Origin of the sequence: Streptomyces sp. AA4 (assembly GCF_000158875.1) — a bacterium.
Classification (GTDB): domain Bacteria; phylum Actinomycetota; class Actinomycetes; order Mycobacteriales; family Pseudonocardiaceae; genus Amycolatopsis.
The window spans coordinates 3,951,718-3,967,947 of sequence record NZ_GG657746.1; the positions used below are offsets into that span (position 1 = coordinate 3,951,718).

Consider the following 16,230-nt stretch of genomic DNA (forward strand, 5'->3'; position numbering starts at 1 on the left):
GACCTGGCAGGATGGGCGCGGAATGTCTTCCTGAAACCGGAGGAACCGCCGTCGTGACGCAACCGCCGCAGCCGTATCCCGGCACGGAGCCGCAGCAGTACTCGCCGTTGCCGCCTGCTTACGGCGGGCAGCAATCCGCGTACAGCGGCCAGTTCCCGGCGCAGCCGCCGCAGCCGACCGCGTATTTCGGGGCCACCGCGGTCGCCGCGGCGACGTTGTCCTCGGTGATCGGCCTGGTGGGCACGATCGGCTTCGTCGTGGCGGTGGTCCGGATGATCGGCCATCCGTCCTCGAGCCGGCTGCTGTCCAACGGGATCGTCGGCGCCGCGGACCTGGCGATCGCGGCGCTGACGGTCGCCGGCGCGATCGGCCTGTTCAAGCGTTCCCCGGCGGGCCGGATCTGCGTGCTCGTCGGCAGCAGCCTGGCGATCCTGGACATCGTCGTCTTCATGCTCGTCGGCCTCGGGTCCAGCTTTGTCCGCAAGAGCGCCCCGCCGACCCTGCAGATGACGTTCCCGAGCGGCTTCCTGTGGCTGATCGTCCCGGTCGCCGCGCTGGTGCTGGCCGCGCACCGGGCGACCGGCGCATGGCTGAAACCGAAAACCCCGCCCGCGCCGTACCACCCCGGCTGGTGACTGTCCGGGAAGAAATCCTCCGCACGCAGCGGCTGCGGCTGACCACCTGGCTGCTCGGGGACCTGGACGACCTCGCTGCCCTGCACGCCGACGGCGTGGTGATGCAGCACCTGACGACCGGTCCGCAGGCCCGCGCGGCGACCCGCGCACGGCTGGAGAAGTTCATCGCCGAACACCGGGCGCGAGGCTGGTCGAAGTGGCGCGTCGAAGGCGCGTCGGGATTTCTCGGGCGCGCTGGGTTCGGCCTCGCGCACCGCAGCGGGCACCGGGAAGTCGGCTATCTGCTGACGCGCGCGGCGTGGGGCGCGGGCCTGGCCACTGAGCTGACGCGGGCGCTCCGGCAGTGGCACGCCGACCACCCGGAACCCGCTCTCGCGCCCGAGCTGCGGGCGTACGTGCTGCCGGGCAACGCGGCGAGTCGCCGGGTGCTCGAGAAAGCGGGTTTCCGGGAGGTCGGAGAGGAGGACGGTCAGCTCGTGTTCGAATCAGGCCGTCCCTGACCGGCGCAGCCGCGGCAGCACCGCCAGCCACAGCAGAACGGTCGCGATGCCGTACGCCACTGTCATGGTGAGGCTCATCGACAACGGCGTCGTCCCGCCCAGCGACACCAGCGGCGCGACGATCGGCCCGATCGCGAACGATGACGTCCCGAGCAGCGCCGCCGCGGTTCCGGCGCGCTGGCCGTGGTTGGCCAGGGCGAGTGCGTTGCCGTTGGCCTGCGTGGTCCCGCCCGCGAACATCAACAGCGCCAACGGAATCAGCAACGCCGCCAGCCCGGCCCCGAACCACACCGCGCCCAGCATCGTCACTGCCGCCGCGGCGGTGAAGGTCGTGCCCAGGACGTACATCCGGACCGGCCCGGCACGCCGCACCGCCGCGCGGTTGACCTGCGCGCCGAGCACCGACATCACCGCGTTCGCCGCGAAACACGCGCTGAACAGCTGCGGCGACAACGAGAATCCGTCCTGCAGCACGAAACTGATCGACGCCAGGTAGGTGAAGAACGCCGCCCCGCCACAGGTGCTCACCAGCAGAAAACCCAGGAACAGCGGGTCTTTCAGCAAGATCCGGAACTCGCCACGGCCCTTGCGCGGATGTCTCGCCGCGGGCGGCAGGCTCTCCGGCAACGCAGTCGCGGCGACGACCAGCAACGCCGCCCCGATCCCGGCCAGCACGCCGAAAATCCCGCGCCAGCCGATGACCGCTGCCAGCTGGCCGCCGAGCACCGGCGCGACGATCGGGGCCAGCGCCCCGACAGTGGTCAGCAACGCCAGCAGCCGCACCAGCTCGACGCCTTCGGCGAGATCTCGCGCGACAGCCAGCGACAGCACGATTCCGGCCGACCCGCACAGACCTTGCAGGAACCGAGCCGCGAGCAGCACCTCGATCGACGGCGCGAACGCGCACACCACCGACAGAACGGTGAACAACCCGATCCCGATCAGCAGCGGACGCCGCCGGCCGAACCGGTCGCTCAGCGGGCCGACCACGAGCTGGCCGAAGGCGAGGCCGAGCATGCAGACCGACATGGTCGCCTGCGCGAGGCTCTGGCCGGCCCGGAGATCGTCGGCGAGCCGGGGGAGCGCGGGCAGATAGAGGTCCATCGAGATCGGACCGAAGACCTCCAGCAGTCCCAGCACGACTGCCATCCGGAGCGCGCCCGGGCGTTTTTTCGGCAGCACCGGTTCGACCGGGCCCGCTTCGGCGGGGACTTGCTTCATCCGGCGCGCAGGATCCGGCGCAGCCACGAAAGCCGGGTCGCGACTGCCGACCGGGAGACCTCCGCGTCGGGGGAGAAACCGGCGAAACCGTGGTAACCGCCCGCCCAGACGTGCAATTCCGCCTGCCCGCCGGTCGCCCAGATCCGCAGCGCGTACTCGGTCGTCTCGTCGCGGAAGATCTCCGCGGCTCCGACGTCCAGGTACGCGGGCGGGAGGCCGGAGAGATCGGTCATCCGCGCCGGGACCGCGTACGGCGAGGCGGCGTCGGTGCCTCGTGCTGGGCCGAGCAGAGCGTCCCAGCCGGTGTCGTTGTTGTTCCGGTCCCAGGCGCCGATTCCGTCGTACTGCCGGGTCGACACGGACTCGTTGCGGTCGTCGAGCATCGGGCACGCCAGCAGCTGTCCGGCGATGGCCGGGCCGTTGCGGTCCCGGGCCAGCAGGGCGACCCCGGCCGCGAGACCGCCGCCCGCACTGGCGCCGGTGACGACGATGCGCGCCGGGTCGATGCCGAGTTCGTCGGCGTGCTCGACTGTCCACAGCAGACCGGCGTAGCAGTCCTCCACGGCGGCCGGGGCGGGGTTTTCCGGAGCCAGCCGGTATTCCACCGAGATGCCGACCGCGCCGAACTCCAGGACGTCGTTGATCAGCCCGTCCAGACCGAAGAATCGATTGCCCAGCACCATTCCGCCGCCGTGGATGCTGTACAGCGCGGGCGCGTTGCGGACTCCCCCGGAGGGGCGCACGACGGTGAGCACGATGTCGGGTGCGCCCTCAGGCCCGGGGACGGTGTGCTCGGTCAGCTCGACCGGGCGGTCGCCGACGATCTGCTCGGCGGGCGGGATGATCGTCGCGAAATGCGCGCGGTTGGCCAGGATCGTGTCGGCGCGCAGCGGGATGCGCTCGACCAGGTCGAGGAACGCGGCGAGGCCGGGCTCCAGCTCCGGGTCGTAGGGCACCGGCGGGACGCTCATTTCCCGGCCTTCCCGAAGATCCGCCGCAGCCACGAGTTGCGAGTTTCGAGCGCGGCCTTGCTGATCGGCCAGTCCGGCACGTACATGTCGAACCCGTGGAAGGCGCCCGCCCACACGTGCAGTTCGGCCTGCCCGCCGGTCGCCCAGATCCGCAGCGCGTACTCGGTGTCCTCGTCGCGGAACGGTTCCGCGCTGCCGACCTCGATGAACGCCGGGGGCAGACCGGACAGGTCGGTCGCGCGCGCCGGGGCGGCGTAGGGGGAGACGTCGTCGGTGCCGACCGCGTCGCCCAGCAGGGACTTCCAGCCCGCCAGGTTCGACTCCCGCGTCCACGTGCCCAGGCCGGGGTACTGCTGGCTCGCGACGGTCGTGTTGCGGTCGTCGATCATCGGGCACAGCAGCAGCTGGCCCGCGATGGCCGGGCCTTTCCGGTCACGGGCGAGGAGCGAGACCGCCGCGGCGAGACCGCCGCCCGCGCTGCCGCCCATCACCACGACGCGCGCCGGGTCGATGCCGAGTTCGTCGGCGTGCTCGACTGTCCACACGAGACCGGCGTAGCAGTCCTCGACCGGCGCGGGGTGCGGATGCTCGGGCGCGAGCCGGTATTCGACGTTCACCGCGACGACGTTCAGCTCCAGCACCAGCGCCAGCAACCGGCCCACGTCCATGTTGCGGTGGCCGACCATCATGCCGCCGCCGTGGATGTTGTACAGCGCCGGCAGCGCGCCGTCGCTCTCGTGCGGGGAGAGAATGGTGATTTCCAGCTCCGGCGCGCCTTCCGGGCCGGGGATGGTCTGTTCGACGACGGTCACCGGGGCGTCGCCGACGACTTCCGCGGCGGGCGGGAACATCTCGGCCATCGCGCGGCGCAGGCCGGGGATCGTCTCGGGAGTGAACGGCGGCGCGTCGGCCGGGACGATCTCGGCGAGCGCGGGCTCGATCTCCGGATCGAAGGGGACGGGGGGATAGGTCAAGGCAGCCTCCTCGGGCCGGGCGGGGGAATCGAGTCGCGGTCCGGGAGGGGAACTCAGAGTCCTTCAGGGTTCCCCTCGCAGACGTCGAGCGGGGAGTCAGGGGCCTTCGGGATCGACGGCGTCGCGGTCCGCCCAGAACGGCTCCACCAGCGCCCGGATCTGCTCGGCCCCGACCTGCTCGACCAGTTCGACCGCGGCGAGGTTGTCCTCCAGTTGTTCCATCCGGGTCGCGCCGAAGAGTGTCGTGACGTTCGCCGGATGCGTCAGCGTGAACGCGACCGCGAGCCGTGCGGCGCTGGTGCCGAGTTCCTCCGCGACCTTCACGACCTTGGCGGCGTCGCGGGTGATGCGCTTGCGGACGTCGCCGGGGTCGCGGCCGATCTCGCGGGTCAGCTTGGTGCGCCCGGCGAGGATGCCGCCTTCGAGGACATCCGAGGCCTGCATGACGAAACCGTCGGCGAACAGCCGGGCGAACGGCTCGCCGTCCGGAATGGACCGGCGGCCGATGCTGTACTTCAGCTGCGCGATCTGCGGACCCGGCACCTGCAGGGCTTCGGCGATCTCGCGCAGCCGCGCGATGTTCCCGGCCGACCAGTTGTTGACGCCCCACGCGCGGATCAGCCCGGAGCGGGTCAGCCCGGCGAGGTCTTCGACCAGGTCCTCCAGCGCGACGTCGTCCCGGCGAAGGTCGCCGAGGATCACCAGGTCCGCGACGTCGAAGCCGCCGCGCAGGAACGCGTTTTCCAGCTGCGGCCGGAATCCCTGGCCGCCGAAGCCTTCGATCCACAGCTTCGCCGAGACCAGGTAGTCCTCGCGCGGGACGCGGGCGGCGCGGACGATCGCGCTCCAGAGCACGTCGGTGAACACCGGCGGGTGGCCGGGCATGCCGTAGACGCCGACGTCGAACAGGTTCACGCCGGCCTCGACCGCGGCGCGGATCATCGCGACGGCGTCGGCGAAGTCCATCCGGTCGTAGGTGTGCCACGAACCGAGCGACAGCAGCGAAACGTCCAAACCGGACGTGCCGACCTTGCGGCGCGGCAGGGGCGAGGATGCGGACACGAGACCTCCTTGGCTCGTAAGGAAACGGTCGGTCAGGGCAGACGCGGGTCGACGACGGCTTTCGTCTCGTCCAGCCGGTGCATGGCCTCGATCCGCTCGCTCGCGCCGGACAGCCCGACCGGGGCGCCGAACAGCCGGTCCCACGGCATCCGGGAGGCGAACGAACCGAAGAACTCGATCGCGTGGTGGTAGTCGGCGATGTCGCCGTTGAGCGAACCGACGACGGTCAGTTCCTTGCCCATCACCGTGCCGAGCGGGACCGGCGTCGGCTCCGGCCCGGTGCTGCCGACGATCACGACCCGTCCGCGCTGCGCCGCCATCGCGACCGCCTCGCGGCCGATCGACGGCGCGCCGGCGAAGTCCAACACGAGGTCGCCGCCGTGTCCGCCGGTGAGTTCGGTGACGCGTTCGACGATCGCGTCCGAACCGCCCGCGACGTCGACCACGTCGTCGGCCCCGAATTCCTTCGCCAGCTCCAGCCGCGCCGCCGGAGCGCCGACGGTGAGGACCCTGCCCGCCCCGCTGAGGTGCGCGACCGCGGTCGCGAACAGGCCCAGCGCGCCGGATCCCTGCACCACCACGCGGGACCCGGGCCGGACGCCGCCGACGCGGTCGAACGCGCGCAGCACGGTTTTCGCCGCGCATCCGGCCATCGCCGCCCAGGTGTCGGGCACCTCGGCGGGCAGCAGCAGCTTCGCCGCTCCTGGGACGACGTAGGCGTACTCGCACAGGCCGGCGGTCGCGAACGGCGCGACGTCGGACCGCTGCAGGAATCCGTAGCCGCGCCGTGAGCACGCGACCGGTTCGCGCAGCACAGTGCAGCCGTAACACTCGCCGCAGGTCGATTCCGACCATCCGATCCGCGCGCCGACCGCGATCGCCCGGCCGAGCGCGTCGCGCGTGTCCGGTCCGGTCGCCACGACTTCGCCGACCATTTCGTGGCCCAGCACCATCGGCAGCATGCCCGGGAAACTCATCTTCCCGGACCAGATCTCCACGTCCGTGCCGCACAGCGTCGCGCACGAGACGCGGACCAGCGCCGCGCCCGCTTCGAGCTCGGCGGGCAGCGGGAGTTCGGTCAGCTCCAGCGGCGCGCCGTGCTCGGTCAGCACCGCGGCGCGGGTGGAAGTCGGGACGGTCATGGGAAACCTTTCCGGGGGACTGGCGGGCCCTGCGGGGCCGTGTGATGGGTTAGTCTACGGACGTCGACAAAAATGTCGAGTCCCCGAATCCCTCCAGGAGCGCCTGTGCCGACCTCAGTTGCGGATCTCGTCTTGCGGGCAGCGGCGGTGCACACCATGGCCGGCGCCGCGCCCGCGACCGCGCTGGCCGTGCGGGACGGACGCGTGCTGCGCGCCGGAACCGACGCCGAGGTGCGGGAGCTGATCGGCCCCGGCACGCAAGTGCTCGACCTCGGCGACCGCGCGGTGCTGCCGGGCATCAACGACGCGCACCTGCACGGCGCCTGGCTCGGCGCGCTGTGGCCGGACACCCTGTTCGCCGACGACGGCGCGCCCGGGCCCGGTCCGGAAAAGCCGCTGCGCACCGCCGCCGAACGCCGGGCGGCCATCCTCCGCGCGGGCGGAATCCTTGCCGCGCTGGGCATTACGAGCTACACCGAACCCGGTCTCGGCCCGGGGGAGGACGACGGGCACATCGGCGCGTTCGGCATGTCCGTCGTCGAGCAGTACCGGGAACTGGCCGCCGAAGGACTGCTGCGGGCGAGGGTGACCGCGCTCTGGCTGTACGGCGAACTCGACGGTCCGAGCACGTTCGACAACTTCCGCGCCGGACTGGCCACAGTGGACGGACCGGGCGGCGACCCGCTCCGGCTGAACTTCCGCGGGGTGAAGATCTTCGCCGACGGCATCCCGCCGATGCGCTCGGCCTACACCCACCACTGCTACGCCGACGGCAGCCACGCGCACCTGCTCGTCGGCGGCGCGGACGACCCGGAACGCGAGGAGAACTTCACCCGGATGGTCCGCACCGCGCACGAGGCGGGACTGCAGGTCGGCGTGCACGCGACCGGCGACCGGGCGATCGAGCTGATGCTGGACGCCGTCGAACAGGCCCGGGAAGAACGGGACGTCGACCTCGGCCACTACGTCATCCACGGCGACCTGGTGAACACCGCGCAGCTCAAGCGGATGGCCCGGCTGGGGGTCGGGCTGTCCGCCCAGGCCGGGATCGCGGTGCGGACCGCCTCGGTGGTCGACGCGGCGCTGGGGGAGGGCAGTTCGGCGACCGCGTGGCCGCTGCAGGAGGCGCTGGACGCCGGGATCCCGCTGTGCCTGACCTCCGACGCTCCGGTGCTCCCGCCGGACTGGCGCAAGGAAATCGCGGCCGCGGACCAGTGGATGGGGCCCGCGGAGGACGTGCGGCAGCGGATGGAAACCCTGCTTCGCTGCTACACCGTGCACCCGGCTCAGCAGGACGGCGCCGCGTCGTGGAAGGGCACGCTCGCGCCGGGGATGGCGGCCGATTTGTGCGTGCTGTCCGCGGACCCGTTCGCGGTGACTCCTGCCGAACTGCCCTCGGTCGAAGTCGACCTGACTGTCCTGGATGGACAGATCGTCTTCGAGCGCACGCCCGGAACGATCGCCTAACGTCCGTGAAGGGCTCCTTGCGGGAATCAGATTCCCGCAAGGAGCCCTTCACGGACGGCTGTTTTCAGGTGAGCAGCTGGCCGCCGTCCACCGGGAGGCTCGTGCCGGTGATGTGAGCGGCGGCCGGGCTCGCCAGGAAGACCACCGCGGCGGCGACGTCCTCGACCGCGGCCATCCGGCCGTCCGGGATCCGCGCCACCCACGCGTCGTGCGCGGGCGAGCCGGGCGGCATCGCGGCGGCGAGCATCGGCGTCGCGACCGGGCCGGGCGCGACCGCGTTCACCCGGATCCCGTGCTCCGCCAGTTCGATCGCCGCCCACCGGGTCAGCGCGTCGACCGCCGCCTTGCTGCTTTCGTAGCCGCCCATGCCCGGCGTCGGCTGCCGTCCGCCGATCGAGGACAGGTTCACCACGACCCCCGGCTCGCCGCGCTCGACCATCCGGCGGGCGACCAGTTGCGTCATCAGGAACGTGCCGTGCACGTTCGTCGAAAGAATGCGCAGCAGGTCCGCGCCCGGCAGGTCCAGCAACCGGCCGTGGACGCTCAGCAGACCGGCGTTGTTGACCAAGACGTCGACCGGACCGACCTCGTCGAGCGCCGCGGAGATCGCCGTCTCGTCGGTGATGTCGAGCCGGATTCCGCGTCCGCCAAGGGATTTGGCGGCTTCTTCGGCACCGTCGAGGTCGGCGAGCACCACGGAATCGCCGGCCTCGGCGAAGGCGGCGCCGATCGCGCGGCCGATGCCGCCGGCACCTCCGGTGATCAGCACGGTACGGGCAGCGGGCATCGTCGTTTCCTTTCGCCGGGAGCGAGGTTCGCGGGCTTATAGTATACAAGCGTAGAAAATAAATCCCTTGAACCGCAGGAGGAATCGTGGCGACGGATCGACCTGGACTGGGCCCGGCGTTCCCGCGCGTGCCGGCGTTGTCGCTCGGCTCGTGGAACACCTGGGACCGGATGGAGTTCGGCGACGCGGTCGCGCTGATCGCCCGCGCGGCCGAACTCGGGCACGCCTTCTTCGACGTCGCGCACTACGACATGGGCCCGCACGCCGAGGGCTCCACGACCGACCAGATTTTCGGCCGGGCGGTCCGCGAAGCCGGTCTCGCCCGCGAAGATTGGCTCTACTGCGGGAAACTCTGGCTTTGGGACTACCCCCAGGTCGGCTTCACGCAGCAGATGAACACGTCGCTGGAACGCGTCGGCGTCGAGTCGGCCGATTTGGTCGTGGTCGGCGACTACTTCGGCGAGATCGACCTCGAACAGGTCGTCGCGGACGTCGCCGAGCAGATGGATGCTGGCCGGTTCCGCGCGTGGGGCGTGAACAATTGGCGCATTGACGATCTGCGCAAGGCCATTGCCATCGCGCGCAAACATGGCCTGGAGCCGCCGGTTTTCGCGCAGCTCAAATACGGGCTCGCGCGCCGGTCGATGGCCGAGGGCGAGTTCTATGCGCCACTGTTCGCCTCCGGAGAGTTGGCCCTGCAGGCGTCGGACATTTTCGAAGGCGGGCTGCTCGTCGGGAATGTGAAGCCGAATCGCAAGATCGGTGCCGACGTCGGCGGCATCCGGGAGAAGATCGCCGCCGCTTGGCCTGCGGTGCAACGGATCGCGAACGAACTGGACGCTTCGCCCGCGCAGCTGGGAATTGCCTTCTGCCTGGCCAATCCCGCGACCGCGAACGTCCTGGTGGGCGTATCGCGGCAGGCGCAGCTGGAGGACAATGCGGGCGCGCTCTCCTTGCTGACGCGCGTCGGCGCGGACCGGATTCGCGAGCTGACCAAGGAGTTGTGGCTCGACCGCGAAGTCGCCGCCGACGGAACCTGGTGAAGGGGCTGGTGTTTTTTGTCGACGTGCGTAGACTAAAGCTCCCCGGGGTGCCCGGAGAGGCATCCCCGACGCCGTGAGGAGCCGCCACATGACGAAACCAGCGCCGGACCGCATCGTCGACATCGCCATCGGGTACATGGGCGCGAAGCAGTTGTTCGCCGCCTCGCGGATCGGCTTGTTCCGCGCGCTCGCCGACGGTCCGCGCACGGCGCCGGAACTCGCCGCCGCCACCGGCAAGAGCGAGCAGCTGACGCGCATCCTGGCCGACGCGATGAACGCGCGCGGCCTGCTGGAGCGCACCGAGGGCCGCTACGAGCTGGCCGAGGACGCGCGGGAGTACCTGGGCGGGGACGGCGCTACGGATCTCGCGCCGTTCCTGGCCTTCCTCAACGAAATCAGCTACGGCCACTGGCTCCAGTTCGACACCACTGTGGACAGTGGCAAACCCGGCGACCTCCAGATGGACGAGGGCCGCTGGGCGACGTTCATGGCGGGCGTCATGCGCTACAACGCCCTGCACGCGTCGATGCTCGCGCGCGCATTCGATTTCTCGCCCTACCGCAGCATGCTCGATCTGGGCGGATTGTCGCCGGAATTCGCGATCGGCGCGTTGCGGGCGAATCCCGCACTGACCGCTCGTTTCGTTTTCGCGCCCGAGTCCACGCAAGGCATCACCGACGCGGTGAATGCGGCCGGGTACGCGGATCGTACGAGCATCGACCCCGCGCCGACGGAATCCGCGACGCCGGGCGGAGAGCACGATCTGGTGATGGTGAACCACGTAGTGCACCGGTTCACCGCGGAGCAGAACCGGAAAATCCTGGCGAACGCGCGCGCGGCCGCCGGGGACGGCGCGACGTTGCTGCTGCTGGACTTCTTCCTCGACGACGACGAACGGCAGCGTCCGATCGACGCGCTGCACGCGGGGGAGTACTTCGTGATCGACGGAACCGTCGTCTATCCGGAGGCGGAAGTTCGCGAATGGCTCGACGGTGCAGGATGGCGCGTATGCGATGTCCTCGCGCTGCCCGGAAGTCCCCGCGTTCTGGTCGCCGACGCCGTCTGAAAACGGCAGCACGGCCGGGAGGCAACACGGGAGATAACAAACGCACCCGGCCCGTTGATTTTTTAGCCGACAATCGTAGACTATCCCGCACCACGGCGAGCCGGGCCGCACTCGCAGGCCCGCCGTTCCCGGCGGGGCGCCGAGCGACCCCGCCGGCGGTCCAGCACCCTGAGAGAGGGACTCAATGACGAGGACAAGGACAGCGGCGTTGTTCGCGGCGGCCGCCGCGGCGCTGCTCGCGATCGCCGGATGCACCGGCTCGGGCGCCGCCGGGGCGGGCGCGGGCACCGACGAGCTGAAGGCGGGCGTGTTCCTCGACGTGACGTCGTGGGACCCGGCCAACGCCGACATCGGCTTCGACGGCCCGTACCTGTCCGCGGTCTACGACCCGCTGGTCGCCTTGGACAAGGACGCCAAGCCGGTCCCCGCGCTCGCGAAATCGTGGGACTGGTCGGCCGACCGGCTGACCCTGACCATGCACCTGCGCGACGACGTCGCGTTCGACGACGGCCAGAAGTTCGATTCCGCCGCGGCGGTCGAGAACCTCAACCACCTGAAGGCGGGCACCCGGTCCGGCCAGGCCTACACCGACGTGAAGAGCGTCGAGGCAAAGGACCCGTCGACGGTCGTGCTGCATCTGTCCGAACGCGACGACGCGCTGTTGTATTTCATGGGTCTCGGCCGCAGCTGGATGGCTTCGCCCAAGGCGATCAAGGCCAACTCGCTCGCCAACGGCCCCGACGGCTCCGGCCCGTACACCTTCGACAAGGCGTCGTCGCAACCGCAGTCGCAATACGTCTTCAAGAAGCGCGCGAAGCACTGGGACAGCGCCACCTACCCGTTCCCGACCGTGCGGCTGTTCCCGATCACCGACCAGGCGGCGAGCTTCAACGCGATGCTGTCCGGTCAGCTGAACGTGCAGTTCGCCAACGCGGCCAACCTGCCGAAGGCGCAGCAGAACGGCTGGAACGTCGCGAAGAAGCCGGCGTCGTGGGTCGGCGTCCAGTTCGCGGACCGCACCGGCAGCCAGGTGAAGGCGCTCGGCGACCAGCGCGTGCGGCAGGCGATCTCCTACGCCTTCGACGCGGCCGGGATCCTCAAGGCGGTCGGCAACGACGCCGGCACGGTCACCGACCAGCTGTGGCCGAGCGGCAGCCAGGTCTACGACCCGGCGGGCAACGGCAAGTACAAGACCGACCTCGCGAAGGCCAAGCAGCTGCTCGCCGAAGCCGGATATCCCAACGGGTTCAGCCTGAAGATGCCGATGTCCACGATCTTCCAGGCGTGGCAGCCCGCCGCCGAGCAGACGTTCGGGCAGTTGGGCATCAAGGTCGACTGGCAGAACATGTCGATGCCGGACTACCAGAAGAACGCGCCGACGTACCCGATGTTCCTCGCGGTGATCGCGATGGACGGCAACGACATGGCCACGCTGACTGACCAGGTCACCTCCTCGCAGTGGTACAACCCGAAGCCGTCGGTGGACGCCTTCCCGGAGGTGAAGGCGCTCGTGCAGAAGGCGGAGCAGGCCCAGCCCGGCCCGGAGCAGACGGCGGCGCTCAAGGAGCTCAACGGGAAGCTCGTGGACCTCGCCTGGTGGAACGTCTGGTACCAGGCCGACAACCTCTACTTCAGCGTCAAGGGCATCACCGTCACGCCGATCACCGGCATGATGTTCCCGACGCTGCGGTTCATCCAGCGCGGCTGACGCGCCCGTCGTCCCGGGGCGGGTCCCTCCGAAGATTCCACAGTGGAGGGACCCGCCCCGGGGAGGAGCCGGAACATGCTCACATTCATCGTCAAACGCCTGGTGTCCGGGATCCTGCTGCTCGTGCTCGTCACGAGCGGCACGTTCTTCCTGGCGCACACGGCGGTGGGGGACCCGACCGCCGGGCTGCTCGGCAACAGCGCGACCCCCGCGCAGCAGGCGGCGCTGCGCGCCCAGATCGGGTACGACCGGCCGCTGCTCGTCCAGTTCTGGGACTGGCTGTCGCACGCGGCCACCGGCGATTTCGGGACTTCCTGGCGGAATTTCCAGCCGGTCGGCGAACAGATCGCGCTGCGCGTGCCGGTGACGCTGTCGGTCGTCGTTGCCGCGACGCTGCTCGCCGCGGTTCTCGGCGTCCTCGTCGGGGTCGTCTGCGGGCTGCGTCCCGGCGGCGTGGTCGACCGGGTGCTGAAGCTGGCGTCGGTGGTGCTGTTCGCGCTGCCCGGGTTCTGGGTCAGCCTCGTGCTGGTGACCTGGTTCGCGATCCAGCTGCAGTGGTTCCCCGCGGTCGGGTACGTGTCGCCGGACCAGTCGGTGTCCGGCTGGCTGCGGTCGATCGCGCTGCCGTCGATCTCGCTGTCGCTCGGCGCGATCGTGATGATCGCCGAACAGCTGCGCAACGGCTTCCTCCAGGTCGCCAACCAGGACTTCGTCCGTACGCTGCGGGCGCGCGGCCTGTCGTCGCGCCGGGTCACGACGCACGTGCTGCGCAACGCTTCGCCGTCCGCGCTGACCGTGCTGGCGCTGATGTTCGTCGGCCTGCTCGGCGGCGCGGTGGTCGTGGAGATCGTGTTCAACCTGCCGGGGATCGGCAGCCTGACGCAGTCGGCGTCGCAGATCGGGGACATCCCGGTGCTGCTCGGCCTGACCGCGGTGACCGTCGTGTTCGTCGTGATCGTCAACTTCCTGCTCGACCTCGTGCTCGGGTGGGTCAACCCGAAGGTGCGCGACCGATGACCGCTGCCCCGTTCCCCGCCACGCTCGCCCCGGTGAAGCGGATTTCCTTGCTGCGCCGGTACTTCCGCCGTCCGGTCGGCGTCGTCGCGCTGGTCGTGTTCGCGCTGATCGTGCTGGCTGCGGTGTTCGCGCCGTGGCTGGCCCCGTACGACCCGAACCACGTCGACTTCGCGCTCACCCACGCCGAACCCGGCAACGGGCACCTGCTCGGCGGCGACTCCGCCGGTCGCGACATCCTGAGCCGGCTGCTCTACGGCGCGCGGACCACGCTGTACGGCGGGGTGATCACCTGCGTCACCGGCGTGGTGCTGGGCGTGCCGACCGGTGTCGTCGCCGGATACTTCGGCGGCGCGACCGACCGGATCTGCTCGTGGATCAGCGACGCGCTGCAGTCGGTGCCCGGCATGATCGTGCTGCTGGTCGTCGCGGCCGGCACCGGCCAGGACTTCACCGTGCTGATGATCGCGCTCGGCGTGTTCCTCTCGCCCGGCTACTACCGGATCACCCGCGCCCGCGCGCTGACGGTGCGCCGGGAGCCGTACATCGACGCGGCGCGCGTGGCCGGGGTCGGCACGCTGCGGATCCTGCGCACGCACCTGCTGCGCGCGGTGTACGCGCCGATCATCGTGCAGACCGCGCTCACCGCCGGGCTCGCCATCGGCATGCAGGCCGGTCTGCAGTTCCTCGGCATCGGGTCGGCGTCGACGCCCAGCTGGGGCCAGACGATGAACGACGGCTTCCTGAACATGCTGACCTACCCGCTGATCCTGCTGTGGCCGTCGATCGCGCTGGGCGTGACCATTGCCGCGCTGGCGTTCATCGGCTCGACGCTCGCGGACCTGGTCAGCGTCCGCGCGGAACAGCCGACGCGCCGCGGCCGGGCCCGGGTGCGGGAGGCTCTCGCGGCTCCCGCACCGGACGCTTTGGGGACCGGCGGTGCTTCAGGTGCGCACGAGCACGCGGCGGCGGAGTGCGCGCTGCGGATCGAGAACCTGCGCGTCGGCTACGCGACCGACAAGGGCGTCAAGGAGGTCGTGCGCGGGGTGTCGCTGGACGCGGCGCCCGGCGAGGTCCTCGGGATCGTCGGCGAATCCGGGTCCGGCAAGACGCAGACGGTGTTCTCGGTGCTCGACCTCCTGCCGCCGGGCGGAACCGCGGTCGCGGACGGGATCTGGGTCGGCGGGCGCGAGGTCGGGAACGCGGCGGAGCGGGCGAAACTGCTCGGCCGCGAGATCGGGTACGTGCCGCAGGAACCGATGACGAACCTCGACCCGTGCTACCTGATCGGGCACCAGCTCGTCGAGCCGCTGCGCCGCGTGCACGGGCTGGACAAGGCCGCGGCGAATGCGCGGGCGCGCGAGGTGCTGCTGCAAGTCGGCCTCACCGATCCGGACCGGGTGATGGCGAGCTACCCGCACCAGATCTCCGGCGGCATGGCGCAGCGCGTGCTGATCGCCGGCGCGGTGGCCGGGCGGCCGTCGCTGCTGGTCGCGGACGAGCCGACGACCGCGCTGGACGTGACGGTGCAGGCCGAGGTGCTGGAGCTGCTGCGCGAACTGCAGGCCGAGTACGGGATGGCGCTGGTGATCGTCACGCACAACTTCGGCGTCGTCGCGGACATCTGCGACCGCGTCGTGGTGATGAAGGACGGCCGGATCGTGGAAACCGGCCCGGTGGAACGGATCTTCCGCGCGCCGGAGGACCCCTACACCGCCGAGCTGATCAGCGCGTCGCTGGACGACACCGAAGGACGGGACGAATTGGACGAAGCCTGGGAACGGCGCGGCCTTGCCCACGCGACCGGAGAGGAGGCCGGGCGATGACGGCTCCGCTTCTCGCGATCGAGGACCTGGTCGTCGACTACCGGCTCAGCCGCCGGGTGCGCTTCCGGGCGCTGAAGGGGATTTCGCTCGACGTCAAGCCGGGCGAATGCGTCGGGCTGGTCGGGGAAAGCGGTTCGGGAAAGTCCACTTTGGGCAAAGCCGTGCTGGGCCTCGCCGCGCCGGAGTCCGGCCGGATCACCTTCGACGGCGAGGACATCACCCACGCCCGGGGCGCGACGCGACGACGGCTGGCGAGCGACATCCAGGTGGTGTTCCAGGACCCGTACGGTTCGCTGGACCCGACCATGACCGTCGGCGAGGTCCTGGCCGAACCGCTGGTGGTGGCGGGAACCTCGCGCGCGGACGCCCGGACTGTGGTCGCCGACATGCTCGACCGGGTGCGGCTGCCGGGCGACGCGGTGCACCGGTATCCGGGGGAGTTCTCCGGTGGACAGCGGCAGCGGATCGCGATCGCGCGGGCACTGGTCCGGCGGCCGCGGCTGATCGTGTGCGACGAGCCGGTGAGCGCGCTCGACCTGACCACGCAGGCGACCATTCTCGACCTGTTCCTGGAACTGCAGCGCGAGACCGGGGTGTCGTATCTGTTCGTTTCGCACGACCTGGGGGTGGTGCGCCGGATCTGCCACCGGGTTTCGGTGCTGTACCAGGGAGAGATCGTGGAATCCGGGCCGACCGCTGCCGTCACCCGCAACCCGGAGCATCCGTACACCCAGCGACTGCTGCTGGCCGCCCCGGTGGCCGATCCCGCGCGGCAGGCGGAGAGACGGGCGGCCCGGCTGGGGCTGGGGTAAGC

General features: G+C 70.6%; 15 protein-coding genes. 9 read left to right on the top strand and 6 right to left on the bottom strand.

Going from position 1 to position 16,230, the window contains the following annotated elements; all coding sequences use genetic code 11:
* The first annotated feature begins 53 nt into the window (after positions 1-53).
* Both SSMG_RS18215 and SSMG_RS18220 read left to right on the top strand, forming a co-directional pair.
* Positions 54-635 (top strand): hypothetical protein, encoded by a 582-nt coding sequence (locus SSMG_RS18215; RefSeq protein WP_037714084.1) that lies wholly within the window; start codon positions 54-56, stop codon positions 633-635.
* Positions 632-1,135: a GNAT family N-acetyltransferase gene (locus SSMG_RS18220; protein ID WP_037714086.1), complete on the top strand. Its 504-nt coding sequence runs from the start codon at positions 632-634 to the stop codon at positions 1,133-1,135. The genes SSMG_RS18215 and SSMG_RS18220 overlap by 4 nt, the downstream gene beginning before the upstream one ends.
* Here SSMG_RS18220 and SSMG_RS18225 read toward each other — a convergent pair.
* The 5 genes from SSMG_RS18225 to SSMG_RS18245 form a co-directional block, all read right to left on the bottom strand.
* A complete protein-coding gene (locus tag SSMG_RS18225; protein WP_009078250.1) occupies positions 1,121-2,356 on the bottom strand; it encodes a multidrug effflux MFS transporter in 1,236 nt (411 codons plus the stop codon). The two genes, SSMG_RS18220 and SSMG_RS18225, sit on opposite strands and share 15 nt — an antisense overlap.
* Positions 2,353-3,327 carry an alpha/beta hydrolase gene (locus tag SSMG_RS18230; RefSeq protein WP_009078251.1) on the bottom strand — a complete coding sequence of 325 codons (975 nt, stop codon included), beginning with the start codon at positions 3,325-3,327 and terminating at the stop codon, positions 2,353-2,355. The genes SSMG_RS18225 and SSMG_RS18230 overlap by 4 nt, the downstream gene beginning before the upstream one ends.
* The gene (locus SSMG_RS18235; protein WP_009078252.1) at positions 3,324-4,301 is read right to left on the bottom strand and encodes an alpha/beta hydrolase; all 978 of its coding nucleotides are present in this window, start codon (positions 4,299-4,301) and stop codon (positions 3,324-3,326) included. The genes SSMG_RS18230 and SSMG_RS18235 overlap by 4 nt, the downstream gene beginning before the upstream one ends.
* A gap of 96 nt (positions 4,302-4,397) precedes the next feature.
* Positions 4,398-5,363 carry an aldo/keto reductase gene (locus SSMG_RS18240; protein ID WP_009078253.1) on the bottom strand — a complete coding sequence of 322 codons (966 nt, stop codon included), beginning with the start codon at positions 5,361-5,363 and terminating at the stop codon, positions 4,398-4,400.
* Between the two features lie 32 nt (positions 5,364-5,395).
* Positions 5,396-6,505: a zinc-binding dehydrogenase gene (locus tag SSMG_RS18245; RefSeq protein ID WP_009078254.1), complete on the bottom strand. Its 1,110-nt coding sequence runs from the start codon at positions 6,503-6,505 to the stop codon at positions 5,396-5,398.
* A 105-nt stretch (positions 6,506-6,610) separates the two neighbouring features.
* On the opposite strand from SSMG_RS18245, the gene SSMG_RS18250 reads away from it, so the two are divergent.
* The gene (locus SSMG_RS18250; RefSeq protein ID WP_100266825.1) at positions 6,611-7,972 is read left to right on the top strand and encodes an amidohydrolase; all 1,362 of its coding nucleotides are present in this window, start codon (positions 6,611-6,613) and stop codon (positions 7,970-7,972) included.
* Positions 7,973-8,036: 64 nt separating this feature from the next.
* Here the strand turns inward: SSMG_RS18250 and SSMG_RS18255 are convergent, their stop codons facing one another.
* On the bottom strand, positions 8,037-8,759 hold the full coding sequence (locus SSMG_RS18255; RefSeq protein ID WP_009078257.1) for an SDR family NAD(P)-dependent oxidoreductase: 723 nt from the start codon (positions 8,757-8,759) through the stop codon (positions 8,037-8,039).
* 86 nt (positions 8,760-8,845) lie between these two features.
* Here SSMG_RS18255 and SSMG_RS18260 point away from each other — a divergent pair, with 86 nt between their 5' ends.
* The 6 genes from SSMG_RS18260 (at position 8,846) to SSMG_RS18285 (ending at position 16,228) form a co-directional block, all read left to right on the top strand.
* Entirely contained in the window at positions 8,846-9,802 is a 957-nt protein-coding gene (locus SSMG_RS18260; protein ID WP_009078258.1) for an aldo/keto reductase, read from the top strand.
* An 88-nt stretch (positions 9,803-9,890) separates the two neighbouring features.
* A complete protein-coding gene (locus tag SSMG_RS18265) occupies positions 9,891-10,868 on the top strand; it encodes a methyltransferase dimerization domain-containing protein (RefSeq protein ID WP_037714089.1) in 978 nt (325 codons plus the stop codon).
* A 184-nt stretch (positions 10,869-11,052) separates the two neighbouring features.
* The gene (locus SSMG_RS18270) at positions 11,053-12,576 is read left to right on the top strand and encodes an ABC transporter substrate-binding protein (RefSeq protein ID WP_009078261.1); all 1,524 of its coding nucleotides are present in this window, start codon (positions 11,053-11,055) and stop codon (positions 12,574-12,576) included.
* A gap of 75 nt (positions 12,577-12,651) precedes the next feature.
* On the top strand, positions 12,652-13,593 hold the full coding sequence (locus SSMG_RS18275) for an ABC transporter permease (RefSeq protein ID WP_037714092.1): 942 nt from the start codon (positions 12,652-12,654) through the stop codon (positions 13,591-13,593).
* A complete protein-coding gene (locus SSMG_RS18280) occupies positions 13,590-15,416 on the top strand; it encodes a dipeptide/oligopeptide/nickel ABC transporter permease/ATP-binding protein (protein ID WP_037714094.1) in 1,827 nt (608 codons plus the stop codon). The genes SSMG_RS18275 and SSMG_RS18280 overlap by 4 nt, the downstream gene beginning before the upstream one ends.
* Positions 15,413-16,228, top strand: a complete 816-nt coding sequence (locus SSMG_RS18285; RefSeq protein ID WP_009078267.1) for an ABC transporter ATP-binding protein — start codon at positions 15,413-15,415, stop codon at positions 16,226-16,228. Before SSMG_RS18280 ends, SSMG_RS18285 begins: the two co-directional genes overlap by 4 nt.
* Positions 16,229-16,230: the final 2 nt, after the last annotated feature.